This is a genomic window from Streptomyces sp. NPDC048442 (assembly GCF_040651475.1).
GTDB lineage: Bacteria > Actinomycetota > Actinomycetes > Streptomycetales > Streptomycetaceae > Streptomyces.
Map to the genome: position 1 here is coordinate 157,166 of NZ_JBEZKB010000020.1, position 15,304 is coordinate 172,469.

The 15,304-nt window shown below is 70.9% G+C and carries 15 protein-coding genes; 4 read left to right on the top strand and 11 right to left on the bottom strand.

The window, feature by feature from the left end; genetic code table 11:
- Positions 1 to 129 precede the first annotated feature (129 nt).
- A complete protein-coding gene (locus AB0D18_RS27385) occupies positions 130 to 3,009 on the top strand; it encodes an amino acid adenylation domain-containing protein (RefSeq protein ID WP_362423903.1) in 2,880 nt (959 codons plus the stop codon).
- On the opposite strand, the gene AB0D18_RS27390 is transcribed toward AB0D18_RS27385, so the two are convergent.
- Entirely contained in the window at positions 2,998 to 4,089 is a 1,092-nt protein-coding gene (locus AB0D18_RS27390; protein ID WP_362423906.1) for a HAMP domain-containing sensor histidine kinase, read from the bottom strand. The two genes, AB0D18_RS27385 and AB0D18_RS27390, sit on opposite strands and share 12 nt — an antisense overlap.
- Before the next feature lie 10 nt (positions 4,090 to 4,099).
- Complete coding sequence (locus AB0D18_RS27395) at positions 4,100 to 4,795, bottom strand: response regulator transcription factor (RefSeq protein ID WP_362423909.1); 696 nt, start codon at positions 4,793 to 4,795, stop codon at positions 4,100 to 4,102.
- 86 nt (positions 4,796 to 4,881) lie between these two features.
- On the opposite strand from AB0D18_RS27395, the gene AB0D18_RS27400 reads away from it, so the two are divergent.
- The gene (locus AB0D18_RS27400) at positions 4,882 to 5,616 is read left to right on the top strand and encodes a M15 family metallopeptidase (protein WP_362423912.1); all 735 of its coding nucleotides are present in this window, start codon (positions 4,882 to 4,884) and stop codon (positions 5,614 to 5,616) included.
- Here the strand turns inward: AB0D18_RS27400 and AB0D18_RS27405 are convergent.
- Entirely contained in the window at positions 5,520 to 5,810 is a 291-nt protein-coding gene (locus AB0D18_RS27405; RefSeq protein WP_362423915.1) for a hypothetical protein, read from the bottom strand. The genes AB0D18_RS27400 and AB0D18_RS27405 overlap by 97 nt on opposite strands.
- 168 nt (positions 5,811 to 5,978) lie before the next feature.
- Between AB0D18_RS27405 and AB0D18_RS27410 the strand changes: the two genes are divergently transcribed.
- Positions 5,979 to 6,443, top strand: a complete 465-nt coding sequence (locus AB0D18_RS27410; RefSeq protein WP_362423918.1) for a hypothetical protein — start codon at positions 5,979 to 5,981, stop codon at positions 6,441 to 6,443.
- Positions 6,444 to 6,902: 459 nt separating this feature from the next.
- Complete coding sequence (locus AB0D18_RS27415) at positions 6,903 to 7,703, top strand: hypothetical protein (RefSeq protein WP_362423921.1); 801 nt, start codon at positions 6,903 to 6,905, stop codon at positions 7,701 to 7,703.
- A gap of 146 nt (positions 7,704 to 7,849) precedes the next feature.
- Here AB0D18_RS27415 and AB0D18_RS27420 read toward each other — a convergent pair whose 3' ends face one another.
- From AB0D18_RS27420 to ureA, 8 genes are all read right to left on the bottom strand, one after another.
- On the bottom strand, positions 7,850 to 8,095 hold the full coding sequence (locus AB0D18_RS27420; protein WP_362423924.1) for a hypothetical protein: 246 nt from the start codon (positions 8,093 to 8,095) through the stop codon (positions 7,850 to 7,852).
- Between the two features lie 141 nt (positions 8,096 to 8,236).
- Positions 8,237 to 9,076 carry an amino acid ABC transporter ATP-binding protein gene (locus AB0D18_RS27425; RefSeq protein WP_362423927.1) on the bottom strand — a complete coding sequence of 280 codons (840 nt, stop codon included), beginning with the start codon at positions 9,074 to 9,076 and terminating at the stop codon, positions 8,237 to 8,239.
- A 5-nt stretch (positions 9,077 to 9,081) separates the two neighbouring features.
- Positions 9,082 to 9,867, bottom strand: coding sequence for an amino acid ABC transporter permease (locus AB0D18_RS27430; protein WP_362423930.1), 786 nt, complete (start codon positions 9,865 to 9,867; stop codon positions 9,082 to 9,084).
- Positions 9,868 to 9,880: 13 nt separating this feature from the next.
- Positions 9,881 to 10,678 (bottom strand): ABC transporter substrate-binding protein, encoded by a 798-nt coding sequence (locus AB0D18_RS27435; protein ID WP_362423933.1) that lies wholly within the window; start codon positions 10,676 to 10,678, stop codon positions 9,881 to 9,883.
- A gap of 252 nt (positions 10,679 to 10,930) precedes the next feature.
- Positions 10,931 to 11,467: a TetR/AcrR family transcriptional regulator gene (locus tag AB0D18_RS27440; protein WP_362423978.1), complete on the bottom strand. Its 537-nt coding sequence runs from the start codon at positions 11,465 to 11,467 to the stop codon at positions 10,931 to 10,933.
- 92 nt (positions 11,468 to 11,559) lie between these two features.
- Entirely contained in the window at positions 11,560 to 12,654 is a 1,095-nt protein-coding gene (locus tag AB0D18_RS27445; protein WP_362423936.1) for an agmatine deiminase family protein, read from the bottom strand.
- A gap of 31 nt (positions 12,655 to 12,685) precedes the next feature.
- Positions 12,686 to 14,368 (bottom strand): urease subunit alpha, encoded by a 1,683-nt coding sequence (locus tag AB0D18_RS27450; RefSeq protein ID WP_362423939.1) that lies wholly within the window; start codon positions 14,366 to 14,368, stop codon positions 12,686 to 12,688.
- A 103-nt stretch (positions 14,369 to 14,471) separates the two neighbouring features.
- On the bottom strand, positions 14,472 to 15,155 hold the full coding sequence (gene ureA / locus AB0D18_RS27455; protein WP_362423941.1) for an urease subunit gamma: 684 nt from the start codon (positions 15,153 to 15,155) through the stop codon (positions 14,472 to 14,474).
- Between the last annotated feature and the right edge of the window lie 149 nt (positions 15,156 to 15,304).

Genomic DNA, 15,304 nt, shown 5'->3' on the forward strand with positions numbered 1-15,304 from the left:
GCGGACCTGGACTCACGGCACCACGAGACCGACCTGGGCCCACGGAGCGACGGCCCACACCTGGACACGGATGAGCCTTTCCTGGACACGGATGAGCCTCCCCTGGACACGTCCGATGCGGATGGAGACATGACCGATCAGCCCCGCCCCAGGACCGGGGGCCCCGCAGTCCTCGGCGACCGTTGCGCACACGGCATCGCCGTCCACCTCACCGACGCGGCCCGCGTCCGCGCCGCGCAGGCGCACCTCGACCGGGCGGCCGCGTCGGCCGATGCCGCGTCGGTGGGCAGCTTCTGGGTCCAGCACTCCGAGCACCACCGGCACGCGCCGCACGCCGTCCGCGCCCGGCAGCGGGAGGTGCGGCGCGCGCTGAGCCCCGACGACCCCGGCCTGCGCGTGGTCCTCACCCGCTATGCCGACGGCGGCGGCGACCTGGTGGCCGTCGCCCACCGCGGCGTCCTCGACCACACCCGGCTGCGTGCCCTCCTCCAGGCGTTGACCAGGGACGACGGCGACCCGCTGACGCTCGTACGGGAGTACTCCGAGCAAGGCTCGCAGCACGGCGGGGGGTGGTCGGCGGCCCCGGCCCCGCAGTGGGGTCTGGCCACCGACGCGTACGCGGCGACCCAACAGGCCCTGCCCCAGGGCGAGTTCACCCCCGAGGTGGCGGCGGCCGCGGCCGCCGTGGCGCTCGCCCGCTACGAACGCGCCCGCACCGTCAGGCTCGCCGTCGTCGCCACCGAGGGGTCCGGGACCGCACCCGGCGCCCGGGTCGTCTCGGTGCCGGTCGGCGCCGAACTGCCCCTGACCGACCTGCTCGCGCAGGTGCGGGCCGCCCTGGCGGGTCCCGCAGAGCCCCCGGCCGACGACTTCCCGCCGCTGTGCCTCGTACTGACCGGGGAAAAGGCCGGGGAGGAGGGCCGGGACGGGTACGGGGAGGAGTACGTCCCGTTCGCCCCTGACGCCGTCCCGCTCGTCCTGGCCTGGCACGGCCGGGGCAGGCTCGTGGCCCCGGCAGGGCACTCCCACGACCCCGCTGCCGTACACCCGGCCGTCGCACAGGACTTCGCCCGGCACACCGCGCACCTGGCCGCACAGCTGGCCGACGCCGGGCCCGGCCGTACGGTCGCCGACCTCGCCCTGCTCGACGACGCGGACGCGGCCGCTGCCCTCGGCCCCGGGCGCACCGTGGCCCCCGGCCCGCCCCGTGCCGTCGCCCTCCACCAGGTCGTCGCCGAGCTCGCCCGGCGGCAGCCCGAGGCCACGGCGGTCTGCGACGAACGGAGCCGCCTCGGCTACCGGGAGCTCGACGAACGGGCCACCGCCTGGGCGAGGGAGCTCGTGCGGCGGGGGGCCGGGCCCGGACAGTTCGTCGGGGTGTGTCTCAAACGCACCGTCGACCTGGTAACCGCCCTGCTCGCCGTCCTGAAGACCGGCGCCGCCTACGTCCCGCTCGATCCGCAGGCCCCCGACGAGCGGCTGCGTCACATCGCCCAGGACGCCCAACTGGTCCTCGTGGTCAGTACGTTGTCCGGATTCCCCGCGGGCGAGGGCGTCGAGGTGCTCAGGCCGCAGGAGCTCACCGCGGCCGCGGCGCGCTCCACGGCGGACACCCCGCTGCCCACTGTGGGCCCCGAGGACGCCGCGTACGTCATCTACACCTCGGGCACCACCGGCCGCCCCAAGGGCGTGGTCGTCGCCCACTCCAACGTGCTGGCCCTGCTCGACGCCACCACCGACCTCATGGCCCTCGGTCCCGCCGATGTCTGGACGTTCTTCCACTCCGCCGCGTTCGACTTCTCGGTGTGGGAGATCTGGGGCTGTCTGCTCACCGGGGGCCGCCTGGTGGTCGTGCCGTATCTGGTGACCCGTTCCCCGGAGGACTTCCACGCGCTCGTCGTGCGCGAGGGGGTCACCGTACTCAGCCAGACGCCTTCGGCCTTCGCGGGCTTCCTCGAAATGGACGCCCGTTCCCCGGGTGCTCCGGTCCCCCGGCTGGTCGTCCTCGGCGGCGAGGCGTTCGATCCGCGCATACTGGGCACCTGGTTCAGCCGCCATCCGGACGACGAGTGCCGTCTGGTGAACATGTACGGCATCACGGAGACCACCGTCCACGTCACCGCCCGGCACGTCCGGTCCTGGGACGCCCGCAGCCGCCCGCACGGCGTCGGCCGGCCCCTCCCCGGCTGGTCCGTGTCGGTTCGCGACGACCGGGGGCGCCCGCTGCCCGCGGGGGCCGTCGGCGAGATGTACGTCGGCGGGGCGGGCCTCGCGCTGGGCTACCTGAACCGCGCCGAACTCACCGAGGAACGCTTCGTCACGGACCCGGTGAGTGGCGAACGGCTCTACCGCAGTGGCGACTTGGGGCAGCTGCGGCTGGACGGGACGCTCGACTGCACGGGCCGTCTCGACGATCAGGTCAAGATCCGCGGGTTCCGCATCGAACTGGGCGAGATCCGCGCGGTCCTGCTCGACGACCCGTGCGTGCTGGACGCCGCCGTCCTCGTCGAGGGCGCGGAAGCGGGCCCCGCGCACGCCCGCCTCGTCGGCTATGCGGTGCTCACCGACGGCACGACAGCGGCCGACGTACGCCGCAGGATCGCCACCGTCCTCCCCGACTACATGGTGCCCGCGGAGCTCGTCGCCCTGCCGAAGCTCCCGATGACCCTCAACGGGAAGGTGGACCGCGCCGCGCTGCCCTCCCGGCGGCCGGCACGTGCTGTGCCGGAGGGCGGGGCAGTAGGGCACACCGCCGACCCGGCCGGCCCGATGCTCGCCGTCTGGCGCGAGGTGATCACCGCCGACCTCGGCCCGCACGACCACTTCTTCGAGGCGGGCGGCAACTCCCTGCTGGCCGTACGGTTGCTGGCCGCGCTGCGCAGAGCGGGCTTCGGCTCGGTCGCCATGCGCGACCTCTACAGCCATCCGACCCCGGCTGCCCTCGCCGCACTCGTGGGCGCACCGGCTCCGGGCGCACCGGCTACGGGCGGGGCGCCTTCACGGGCCTGAGCGGCAGGTCGCGGGTAGTTCCACCGTGATGCGGAGCCCGCCACAGGGGCGCGGGTCGAGGGTGAGGGTTCCGTCGTGTGCCTGGGTGATGGTCTTGACGATGGCCAGGCCCAGGCCGACGCCCGCCTGGTCGGTGTGGAGGCGCTCGGTGCCGCGCTGGAAGGGTTCGGTGAGGGTCGAGACCCGCTGGGGGGTGAGCTGCTCGCCGGTGTTCTCGACGGTGAGCACCACCGAGTGGGGGCGGACGCCGGTGCGCACCCATACGTCGCCGTGTTCGGGCAGATTGTGGACGATCGCGTTCTGCACGAGGTTCGTGGTCAGTTGCAGGAGGAGGGCGTACGAGCCGGTCACGGGGGCGATGTCGCCGCGGGAGTGGAGGGCGACGCCGTGGCTCTCCGCGAGGGGGAGGAGCGCTTCGGTGGCTTCTTCCGCGAGGAGGGAGAGGTCGACGTGGTCCCGGGTGAAGGACCGCTGGTTGGCGCGGCTGAGCAGGAGCAGTGCCTCGGTGAGGTCGATGGCTCGGGTGTTGACGGCATGGAGGCGGTCGACGAGTTCGCCGGTGTCGTGGTGCGGATCGGCGCGGGCCACGTCGATCAGTGTCTTCGAGATCGCCAGCGGGGTGCGCAGCTCGTGCGAGGCGTTGGCCGCGAACCTCTGCTGTTCGGCGACGTGCGCTTCGAGCCGGGTGAGCATCGCGTCGAAGGCGTCGGCGAGTTCGCGGAATTCGTCCTTGCGGCCCGGCAGCCGGATCCGGTGCGAGAGTGATCCGCTCGTGGCCGTGCGGGTGGCGTCCGTGATACGGGTCAGCGGGGCGAGCATCCGGCCGGCCAGGATCCACCCTCCCACGAGGCCGAACACCAGCAGGAACGCCAGTACCGCGGCCGCCCTCGGAACGAAGACTTCCAGCAGGACGGACCGGACGGGGAAGACACCGCCGTCGAGGCTGTCGTCGGGGTCGTAGAGCATCGCGCGGTCGGGGACGTAACGCAGGAGGAACACCCACACCGCCGCCATCAGCAGGGCGCCCGCCAGCATGAGGAACCCGGCGTAGCTGAGGGTGAGTTTGACGCGCACGCTCATACCGGGCCGCCTATCCACGGCCCTGCCCCTCGCTTCCGGCACCGGCCGCCGCGTCGATGCGGTAGCCGACGCCCGCCACGGTGGCGATGATCCAGGGTTCGCCGAGCCGTTTGCGCAGGGCCGAGACGGTGATGCGTACGGCGTTGGTGAACGGGTCGGCGTTCTCGTCCCACGCCCGCTCCAGGAGCTCCTCGGCGCTGACGACACCGCCTTCGGCTGCGACGAGCACTTCGAGCACGGCGAACTGCTTCCTGGTGAGCGCGACGTAGCGGCCGTCCCGGTACACCTCGCGCCGGAACGGATCAAGACGCAGCCCTGCGATCTCCTGTACGGGGGGCCTGTTGTGCGCGCGCCTGCGGTCGAGTGCTCTGAGCCTGAGCACGAGTTCCTGCAGTTCGAACGGTTTCGTGAGGTAGTCGTCGGCGCCGAGCCCGAACCCGGAGGCCTTGTCGTCGAGCCGGTCGGCGGCGGTGAGCATGAGGATCGGCATGCCACTTCCCGAGGCGACGATGCGGGTGGCGATCTCGTCACCTGAGGGGCCGGGGACGTCCCGGTCGAGGACGGCGATGTCGTAGGTGTTGATGCCGAGCAGTTCCAGAGCGGTGTCGCCGTCACCCGCGACGTCGGCCGCGATCGCCGCCAGGCGCAGGCCGTTGCGGATGGCTTCCGCCATATAGGGCTCGTCCTCGACGATCAGTACACGCATACCCAGAGCCTACGAGTCGGCACATATCGTCCGCGTACCGAAATCCGGCTACGTACGGGCAACAGCGCGCCGCCTCCCCTGGCAGCATGACGCGAACCCCCTCTTCAGCAAGGACGGCGACCCGCACACTCCGACGGCTCCTCGTCGTCGGCCTGGCAGCCGTCGCAGCAGTGATCACAGCAGTCCTCGGTGCCGTCCCCCACCACGTGACGGTCTTCGACGACGCGATACCGGCGGTGGCCAACCTCGATCCTGACCTGCTCAGGGCCCTCCGCCGGGCGGCGACGGCTGCCGCGGACGACGGAGTGGAGTTATACGTGAACAGCGGCTGGCGCTCCCCACAGCACCAGCGCCGGCTCCTTCACGAGGCGGTCTCCCAGTACGGCTCCGAGGACGAGGCCGCCCGCTGGGTGGCACCCCCGGCGACGTCTCCCCACGTGTCGGGCGACGCGGCCGACATCGGCCCCGCCGCTGCGACGACGTGGCTGTCCACCCACGGCGCCGGGTACGGCCTGTGCCAGATCTACCGGAACGAACCCTGGCACTTCGAACTGCGCACCGAGGCGATCGGCCTCCGTTGCCCACGGATGTACGCGGACCCCACGCAGGACCCGAGGATGCGGGGGCCACGAAGGGAGCGAGAGGTACGTACACGGCGGGCACCGGGCGGAGTTGGCGAAGGACGAGTCCCTCGCCCGGCTCACTGCCCGGCGCCCTCCGGAATTCACTGCACGGCACCCTCCGGAATGCAGACGTACCCCGACCCCCAGACGTTCGGCTCGACACGGCTGGGCGCCGGACATCCGAGCCAGGCCTCGTAGTACTCCGGGTTGTTCTCGATGAGCCGCCGCTCCTGCGGGGACGCCAGCAGGAAGCGTGCGTGGTCCTCGTTGGAGAACACATGGGTGCCGGGCGGCTTGGGGCAGTGGGCGACCGCGAGGGCGGGCGATGCCACCCCGAGAACACCGGCCGCGGCCAGCAGCAGGACGGCAAGAGAGGTACGCGTACGGGACATGTTGCCTCCGGAAAGAGAACCGACGGACGAAACGCACCCCTAACCGGATAAACCCCCGGAAAGTAACGGGATGCACGTTGCCGGTTCCTCGAACCGGGTGGACGTCCGGGTGCGAGGCCGCGGGGTCGGGCCTGCCGCACGATCGGGCGGCCTCTACAGTGGCTTGCGATGGCACCGACCGAGGTCCCCGGGCCTGAGCCCGACTGGCAGCAAGCCACCGTCCCGCCCTACCGCACCGGCAACAACCCGGCCCACCAGTGGAGCGTCTGGGAGCATTGCTCCCCGCTCTTTCAGCTGATCGGCGGGCTCGAACCGCCGGTGCAGCCCCTGGCCGAGCGGTTGCGCCTGCACGTGGAGCGGTCCTGGGACGGGCTGGAAGATCTCGACGTCGTGCTGTTCCTGCTGCGGGGCTTCAGCTTCGCCGTCAGCAAGCACGACGGCAATCCCGCCGGAGTCTCCATGGTCTGGCTCACCCAGCCGCACAGGGACGCGGACAAGGCGCTGGACGCACTCTTGGAGGTGCTCGGGATCGGCGAGGAAGCCGTTGCGTTCCGCATCGCGCCGACCTCTCGGTGGGCAAGGCTCCGCCGCATCGTCCGCCGCGTCATCGCAACGGCACCGGCCGCCAAGTAGCGCACTCGACAAGCTTCGCCGCGTTCCGGGGAGGGCTGCCGGTCCGGTGTCGGCGGCATGCCGGCTGTCGGTCCGGTGTCGCCGGCATGCCGGCTGTCGCTCCGGTGTCGGTTCGGCGGCGGTGGGGTCCGGCACCCTTCGGGAGGTCCTGCCTTTCCACTCCTCCCCCGAGCCCAAGGAGCGCACCATGACGCCCCCCGGCCCCACCACTGCTCGCCGGGGCCGTACGCACCCGCGCCCCGCCGCAAGACGGACATCCGCGAACCTCTGTCGCCCGGGGACGCACCCCGATCATCTGAACGATGTGACCACGATGCGCGGTCCGCCGCCCCACTGGCGCAAAGCCTGCCCCCATCCGAAGGTGATTGAACGTTTCCGCTGTTCACGACGCTGACGTCGGGAAACGATCCCGGCGCGCCCACAGCCGGGCGTTCCGCCCGCCTTCGGAGGTATGCACCCATGGTTCTCGTCCTCGTTGTCGCCGTTCTCGCCCTGCTCGCAGGGCTCGCGGCCAACCACTTCCTTCGCCCCCGGCTGCTCAGCGAGGACGACGACACCGGTATGGCCGTCAAGGACCTCGTCGGCCCTCTGCTCACCCTGACCGTCCTGCTGCTGGCTTTCGTCCTTGTCACCGCCAATGGTTCCTACGGCAAGGCCGAGGTCGCGTCCCGCGGCGAAGCTCGCGCCCTGGACCAGATGGTGGAGAGCGCCGAGTACGCGCCCGCGATGCAGCGGGGACAGATCCAGGCCGCCGCCGTCTGCTACGCCCGCGCGGTACGCACCCAGGAATGGCCCGCCATGGCCGACGGCAACGGCTCCGCGGCGCCCAGCGTGTGGTCCGCCGACTTCCGGCAGACCTTCCGCACCCTGGAAGGCAAACCCGTCTTCGGGATGCTCATCGCCGCCGACAACAAGCGCTCCGACGAACGCGAGGAACGCCTCACCCAGGCAACCGCCAGCATCCCCAGCGCCATCCTGTGGTTCCTCCTCGCCACCCTCGCCGTGACCGTGGTGGCCCTGGGCATCTGCATTCCCCGCAGGAAAAACCGCGGGCAGCTGATCACCCTGATCGTGATCACCGCGCTGCTCACCGCCACGCTGTGCATCATCCGTGACGTCGACCGGCCCTTCGGCGGCATCATCGACGTCCAGCCCACCGCCATGGCCGAAGCCCAGCGCCAGGCCGACCGCGACTTCCTCGCCAACCACAAGGCCGCCGAGCTGCCCTGTGACGCCGACGGCCGCCGCCGCGCTGCCTGACCCGGCCGCCCCACCCCGGCCGTCGGCGTGTCTGGCCCGGGCGCAGCGGAGCATGGCACTTCCCGAAGAACGACAGCGCTTTCGCGGAGAAGGACTCCCGCCCCTGTTCCCCGTGCCCGGCGCCAGAGCGCCGGGCACGGATCGGGTCAGCCGTTGGGGTTGACGACGTTGCCGAGGGAGCAGTGGTTGACGTGGTCGCCGACCCAGTCACCGCCAACGGGAACGACGGCGACCTCCATAAAGCAGACGGCGGCGGCGGTGAAGTTCCAGTTGTTGGCGGCGTTGACGCCGGTCCCGAAGTTGCTGTCGTTGTCGTCGTCAGCGTGAGCGGGGATGGCAGTCAGGGCCAGGGAGGCAAGGGTGAGCGCGCACAGCGCGGCGATCTTCTTCATGGCCTGGGCAACGAGCCTTCGCGGGGACCGTCACCCCCTCTACCGCCACCCGGCTGCCTGCCATCCGGGTGGCAGCGGTGGTCACTGAACGTCACCGCCGTCCATGATCACGCCGAAGTGTCCCGCGAGGCCCGCTCCCGCTCACTCCTTCGGCGAAGCCAGGTGCGCGCCTCCCGTTCCGTCCTCGCTCAGTCCCGCCGCCGCCGGGTCCAGCAGGCGGGCGAGGAAGGAGCGGGTACGGGCGTGGCTCGGGGAGCCGATCACCTGGTCCGGGGTGCCCTCCTCGACGATGACTCCGCCGTCCATGAAGACCACGCGGTCCGCCACCTCGCGGGCGAAACTCATCTCGTGCGTGACCACGAGCATCGTCATCCCCTCGTCGGCGAGCGAGCGCATCACCGCCAGTACGTCCCCGACCAGCTCCGGGTCGAGCGCCGAGGTCGGCTCGTCGAAGAGCATCAGCTGCGGGTCCATCGCCAACGCCCTTGCGATGGCCACGCGTTGCTGCTGGCCGCCGGAGAGCTGCGCCGGGTAGGCGGCCTCCTTGTCGGTGAGCCCGACCCGGGCCAGTCGGTCGCGCGCGACGCGGGCGGCTTCCGCCTTGTCCCGTCCCAGCACGCGCCGTTGCGGCAGGGTGAGGTTCTGGAGGGCGGTCAGGTGCGGGAAGAGGTTGAAGGACTGGAAGACCATGCCGATCCCGCGGCGAACCTTGTCGATGTCCACGTCCGGGTCGGTGACCTCGTCACCGGCCACCAGGACCGTGCCCGACGTGGGCTCCTCCAGCAGGTTCACACAGCGCAGCAGTGTCGACTTGCCGGAGCCCGAGGGGCCGATGACGCAGACCACTTCGCCGGGCGCGACGGTGAAGTCGATGCCCGACAGCACTTCCAGCCGGCCGAACGACTTGTGCAGGGCGCGTACTTCGATCGCGGGCGCGCCCTGCGGCGTGTCCGACGCCACCGCGGCCGGAGGGTTCTCCATCGCGCTCACCTCGCCCTTGACGTACGTGCTTCGAGCCGCCGGACGAGATGGCCCAGCGGCAGGGTGATCACCAGATAGCAGAGGCCGGCGATCAGGATCGGGGTCAGGCTGCGGTTCTGGTTCAGGGCGTCCCGGCCGAACTTGGCCAGCTCGTACTGGGAGAGGGACAGGCCCAGCAGATAGACCAGGGAGGAGTCCTTGGTCAGCAGGATCAGCTCGTTGGTGAGCGGCGGCAGTACGATGCGCAGCGCCTGCGGGATGACGATGGAGACCATCGCCCTGCCCTGCGACATGCCGAGCGAACGCGCCGCCTCCGTCTGCCCCTTGGGAACGGCCAGGATGCCGGCCCTGATCGTCTCCGCCATGTACGCGGCGCCCACGAGGCCGAGCGCCAGCATGACCGTCACGTACTGGTTGAGCGACATCTGGAAGGCCAGCGGGACACCGAAGCCCAGGGCGATGAAGACCAGCAGCGCGGGCACGCCGCGGAAGAACTCGATGTACGCGACGGCCAGCCAGCGGTACGGCGGGACCTGCGAGAGCCGCATCAGTGCGAGCAGCAGCCCCAGGGTCAGGCCGAAGCCGAACCCGAGGAGGGTGTAGATGAGGGTGTTCACCAGCGCGGTGGTGATGATGTCGGGGAACTGCGCCTTGGCGACCTCGACGTCGAAGAAGGCGCGCTGGATCTCGCCCCAGTCGGCGGCCAGGGCGACCACGAGCACCACGGCGATCAGTACGGCGTACTGAACTCCCCGTACGGCGCGGGTCCGTTGTCGTCGGGACATGGACATCGGTGGGGGTCCCTCAATTCTTCGGAGCGGCGGGGAACCACTTCTTGTAGATGGCGTCGTACCGGCCGTCCGCCCGCGCGGCCTTGACGGCCTTGTCGATCTCCGCGCGCAGGGCGGTGTTGCCGGTCCGGACGCCGATGCCGTACTTCTCGCCCGTCTCGAACTCGGCGGTGACCGCGGTGTCCGGGTTCTTGCGGGCGTACTCGAAGAGGACGCCGTTGTCGTTGACCGCGGCGGCGACCTGTCCCGTCTTCACGGCGGTGAGCAGCAGTGCCACGTCTTCGAACTGGACGGTCTCGATGCCCGCGCCGTTCTTCTTCGCGTAGGTCTCGCCGGTGGTGCCCTGCTGGACCCCCAGCTTCTTGCCCTTCAGGCTGGCGAGCGAGGTGAAGGCGGAGCCCTTCTTGGCGATCAGTGCCTGGGTGGCGTCGAAGTAGGGCGCGGAGAAGTCCAGGTTCTGCTCGCGCACCGGCGTGATGGTCATCCCCGCCGCCGCCAGGTCGCACTTGCCGGCGTTGAGGTCCTCACCCGTCTGGATGCCCTCGAAGGGCGTGTCGACGATCTCCTGGGTGACTTTGAGTTCCTTGGCGACCAGATCGACGATGTCGACGTCGAAGCCGACGACCTTGTTGCCCTTGCGGGACTGGAAGGGTTCGTACGGCAGATGGGTGCAGGTCGTGAGTTTGCCTGCCTTCACGAGTTCGATCTTCGACCCGTCGGAGCCGGAGGTCTTCGTACTCGTACAGCCGGTACTGACGACGACGAGGGCGGCGACGGTGGCGATGAGGGGCAGCGCGGTGCGAGCGGACAAGACGCCTCCATGCGAGAGGTTCGGCTGCGGGCCCGGGGGTGGGCGAGCCTCACGGAATCGTGGTGCGTGTGAGTTGCGCCGATCTTGCCATCGCAGGTGCCGGATGTCTCGTCATCAGCGGAGCGTCTCAGGGGCCAGGCGAAATCTGCGGCGCGTCTCGTCGAAAACCGCAGAGGTCCCGTCGAAGTCAGCTGAGGGTCCCGTCGAGATCCGCAGCGCGTCCCGTCGAAGTCAGCTGAGGCCCCGTCGGGATCAGCTGAGGGTCTCGTCGAAGAAGTCGCCGATGTGGGCGAGGACCTGCTCCCGGTCGGAGCCGGGCAGGCCCATCGCCACATGGGTGCTGAATCCGTCGAGCAGCGCCCTGATCCGGGTCGCGATGCGCTCCGCGTCCACCGCCCGCAGCTCACCGCGCGACGCGCCCTCTACGAGCAGCGCCACCAGGTCGCGGTGCCAGGACAGCTCGATGTCCAGGAGCCGGCCGCGGGCCTCGTCGTCTATGGCCCGCACCCGGTTCCACAGCTCCAGCCAGAGCGTCCAGTGCGGGTCGCGCGGCGCCTGCGGCACGTACAGCTGCACGAAGGCGTCGAGCCGTTCCCGCACCGGCACCTGGCGGGCCAGCGCGGAGCGCCGTTCCACCCCGAGCTGCTCCTCGCTCCACTCCAGGGTCCGCAGCAGCAGCTCGTCCTTGGAGTGGAAGTAGTAGAGGAGATGACCGCTGCTCATGCCGACCTCCCGCCCGAGACCGGCCATGGTCAGCTTCTCCAGGCCGTCGTCGGCGATGGCGGCCATGGCGGCGGCGAGCACGGTCTCGCGGGGCGGGGCGGTCTTGCGGCGGCGGGGGGCGGGAGCTTCCTTCACCCGTACGTTCTACCTGATGCGCTCTACGCGACCGGCTTCGGACGGGGGGCGGACCGGCCGTGAGCGGGCTGCTGCTGGGTGATGCAGTGGATGCCTCCCCCGCCCGCGAAGATCGTGCGGGCGTCGACGAGGGTGACCTCCCGGTCGGGGAAGAGCCGGCGGAAGAGTGCGGCGGCCTCCTCGTCGCGGGGGTCGTCGAAGGCGCACAGGACGACGCCGCCGTTGCAGAGGTAGTGGTTGATGTACGAGTGGTCGACCCAGTGGCCGTCCTCGTCCTTGAGGCCTTCGGGGGCTCGGACCTCGATCACTTCCAGCGGGCGGCCCTTGGCGTCCGTCTCGGCGCGCAGCAGGGCGGCGATGCCCTTGCACAGCTCGTGGTCGGGGTGGGCCGGGTCGGGCTGGGAGTGGACGAGGACCACGCCGGGTGCGGCGAAGGCGGCGACGATGTCGACATGGCCGAGGGTGCCGTAACTGTGGAGGGGGTCCCCCCTGTTCGAGCGAAGTCGAGAACTTGGGGGAGGGTAGTCGCCGGTCAGGCCGCGCGGCAGCCAGATGGCCTTGGTGGTGCCGAGTTGGGCGTGGACCTCGGCCTCGACCTGTTCCCTGGTCCAGCCGGGGTTGCGCTCGGGGCCGAGCTGGACGGTCTCGGTGAGCAGGACGGTGCCTTCGCCGTCGACCTGGAGGCCGCCGCCCTCGTTGACGAGCCGGGAGCGGTGTACGGGTACGGAGGCGAGGTCCGCGATGTGTGCGGCGATCTTCGAGTCGTGCTCCCAGGAGGCCCACTCCTGGGCGCCCCAGCCGTTGAACACCCAGTCCACAGCAGCCAGTTGACCCTCTTCGTCGGTGACGAAGGTGGGCCCGATGTCACGCATCCAGGCGTCGTCGAGGTCGCGTTCGACGAGGTCGACGCCGGGGCCGAGGAGGGCGGCGGCGCTGTCGGCCTGGCCGGGGCCCACGACCATGGTGACGGGTTCGAAGCGGCGCACCGCACGGGCCACGGCGGCCCAGGCGGCGCGGGACTCGGCGAGTTCCGCCGGGTCGGCGAAGGTGGTGTTGGGGCCCGGCCAGGCCATCCAGGTGCGCTCGTGCGGGTCCCACTCGGCGGGCATACGGAACATGGTGGTCCTTAAGGGGTGTCGCGGGACGGGCTCAGAGGAAGTACAGGCGGTTGAGCGAGACGGAGTCCGAGGGCTCCGAGCGCAGCGGGTCGCCGTCGAGGGTGACGAGGCCGGTGCGGCCATCGACGTCGACGGAGCCGGTACGGGAGTTGAGGAGCAGGTCGGCGGGGCCGATGCCCCGGGTGTGGCGGACCGCGACCCGGCGGCGGCGGGTGGGCATCGTGTCGTTGCCCTGGTCCAGGGCCGCCTGGGCGACGAAGGCCACCGAGAGGTCGGCGGGGGCCGCGCCGTGGGCGCCGAACAGGGGGCCGAGGACGAGGGGTTCGCAGGTGTCGGTGGCGGCGTTCGGATCGCCGGTCACTCCGTACGCCGGGAAGCCGGACTTCAGCACCAACTGCGGCTTCGCACCGAAGGAGTCGGGCCGCCACAGCACGATGTCGGCCATCTTGCCGACCTCGACGGAGCCGATCTCGTGGGCGAGGCCGTGCGCGATCGCCGGGTTGATGGTGAGCTTGGCCATGTAGCGCAGGACGCGGGCGTTGTCGTCGTCGCCCTCGGCGCCGCGCTCGGCCTTCATCTTCCCTGCGAGCTGGAAGGTGCGGCGCACGGTCTCGCCCGCCCGGCCCATGCCCTGGGCGTCCGACGAGGTGATCCCGATCGCCCCGAGGTCGTGCAGTACGTCCTCCGCACCCATGGTCCCGGCGCGGATGCGGTCGCGCGCCATGGCGGCGTCGCCCGGCAGATCGGTCTTCAGGTCATGTACCGAGACGATCATCCCGTAGTGCTCGGCGACCGCGTCCCTGCCGAACGGCAGCGTGGGGTTGGTGGACGAACCGATCACATTCGGCACGCCCGCCATCTTCAGGACGTTGGGTACGTGTCCGCCGCCGCAGCCCTCGATGTGGAAGGCGTGGATGGTGCGGCCTTCCAGCACCTTCAGGGTGTCCTCGACGGTCAGGCACTCGTTCAGCCCGTCGCTGTGCAGGGCGACTTGGACGTCGTGCTCCTCGGCGACCCGCAGGGCGGTGTCCAGGGCGCGGGTGTGGGCGCCCATGTCCTCGTGCACCTTAAAACCGGATGCCCCGCCCTCCGCCAGCGCCTCCACCAGGGGCGCGCCGTCCGAGGACGAACCCCGGGCGAGGAAGCCGATGTTGACGGGCCAGGCGTCGAAGGCGCTGAAGGCGTGGCGCAGCGCCCAGGGCGAGTTGACGCCGACGCCCCACACGGGGCCGAACTCCTGCCCGATGACCGTCGTCACGCCGCTGGCGAGCGACACCTCCATGATGCGCGGCGACAGCAGGTGTACGTGGGTGTCGACGGAGCCCGCGGTGGCGATGAGGCCCTCGCCGGAGACGATGCTGGTCCCGGTGCCGACGACGACGTCGACGCCGGCGAGGGTGTCGGGATTGCCGGCCCGCCCGACACCGGAGATACGGCCCTCCCTGATCCCGATGGACACCTTGCGGATGCCCTGTACGGCGTCGATGAGCAGCACGTTGCTGATCACCACGTCGCAGGTGTCGCGTACGGCGGCGGCCTTGAGATGCAGTCCGTCACGGGCGGTCTTGCCGAACCCGGCAAGAAACTCCTCCCCCGGCAGCTGGGAGTCCGACTCCACCCGCACGGTGAGCCCGGAATCCCCGAGCCGCACCCGGTCCCCGGCCCGGGGCCCGTGCACGGCGGCGTACTCGTAGGGGGTGATGCCAGGGCTCATCGGGTTGCCTCCGTCGGACTCGGACTCGGACTCGGGGTGGGAGTGGGGGTGGGGGTGGGAGGGGCGGCAGCGGGGACAGGCCGGGGCGGAGCCGGGCGGCGCGTCATTCCGTGGCCCCGAGGTAGCCGCAGGCCACCGCTCTGCGCAGTGCCTCCTCCTTCGCGCCCGGGGCGTCGAGCGCTCCATCCACCAGGCCCGCGAAGCCGATCGCGACGCGGTTTCCGCCGATCGGGACCAGGCCCACCTCGGCGCTCTCGCCGGGACCGAAGCGGACCGAGGACCCCGCTGGCACGGCGAGCCGCATCCCGTAGGCGGCGGCCCGGGGGAAGTCCAGCCGGGGGTTGGACTCGAAGAAGTGGAAGTGCGAGGTGACCGAGACCGGGACCGCGGCCGTGTTGTGCACGGTGAGGTGTACGGCCGGTGCGGGGTCTTCGTATCCGGGGCCCGGCAGCAGCGCTCCGGGGGCTTCGGCGCCGAGTGAGCCGCCGCCTATGGGGTCGCTCACCACGGCGAGCCGTGAGCCGTCGTCGAAGACCGCCTCGACGTGGACCTCGGTGACCACGTCGGCGACTCCGGGCAGGACGTCGTCGGGGCCCAGCACGCTGCGGGCCGCCTCGATCGCCTCCGCGAGCCGGCGGCCGTCCCGCGCCGCCTCGCAGACGGTGTCCGCGATCAGGGCGGTCGCCTCGGGGACATTGAGCCGGAGCCCGCGCGCTCTGCGGGCCCGCGCCAGTTCCGCCGCTCCGAAAAGCAGCAGCCGGTCACGTTCGGTCGGGGTCAGTCGCACGCCGTCACTCCTCCACGCACTGGTTAGAACATCACTCTAAACATGAGACGACTCGGACGGAAGCATTGACGTGCAACCCACGGCTACGTCACATTGAGCGGCGTCAAGCGGCATTACAAGCCCTTGCACGGCAAGTGAACATTTTGAAC

Coding starts and splice junctions, on each gene's coding strand:
- AB0D18_RS27420 (WP_362423924.1), bottom strand. CDS start 8,095: ATGAAGAAGATCGCCGCGCTGTGCGCGCTCACCCTTGCCTCCCTGGCC.
- AB0D18_RS27410 (WP_362423918.1), top strand. CDS start 5,979: ATGGCACCGACCGAGGTCCCCGGGCCTGAGCCCGACTGGCAGCAAGCC.
- AB0D18_RS27440 (WP_362423978.1), bottom strand. CDS start 11,467: ATGGCCGCCATCGCCGACGACGGCCTGGAGAAGCTGACCATGGCCGGT.
- AB0D18_RS27450 (WP_362423939.1), bottom strand. CDS start 14,368: ATGAGCCCTGGCATCACCCCCTACGAGTACGCCGCCGTGCACGGGCCC.
- AB0D18_RS27415 (WP_362423921.1), top strand. CDS start 6,903: ATGGTTCTCGTCCTCGTTGTCGCCGTTCTCGCCCTGCTCGCAGGGCTC.
- AB0D18_RS27385 (WP_362423903.1), top strand. CDS start 130: ATGACCGATCAGCCCCGCCCCAGGACCGGGGGCCCCGCAGTCCTCGGC.
- AB0D18_RS27400 (WP_362423912.1), top strand. CDS start 4,882: ATGACGCGAACCCCCTCTTCAGCAAGGACGGCGACCCGCACACTCCGA.
- AB0D18_RS27390 (WP_362423906.1), bottom strand. CDS start 4,089: ATGAGCGTGCGCGTCAAACTCACCCTCAGCTACGCCGGGTTCCTCATG.
- AB0D18_RS27405 (WP_362423915.1), bottom strand. CDS start 5,810: ATGTCCCGTACGCGTACCTCTCTTGCCGTCCTGCTGCTGGCCGCGGCC.
- AB0D18_RS27445 (WP_362423936.1), bottom strand. CDS start 12,654: ATGTTCCGTATGCCCGCCGAGTGGGACCCGCACGAGCGCACCTGGATG.
- AB0D18_RS27425 (WP_362423927.1), bottom strand. CDS start 9,076: ATGGAGAACCCTCCGGCCGCGGTGGCGTCGGACACGCCGCAGGGCGCG.
- AB0D18_RS27395 (WP_362423909.1), bottom strand. CDS start 4,795: ATGCGTGTACTGATCGTCGAGGACGAGCCCTATATGGCGGAAGCCATC.
- AB0D18_RS27430 (WP_362423930.1), bottom strand. CDS start 9,867: ATGTCCATGTCCCGACGACAACGGACCCGCGCCGTACGGGGAGTTCAG.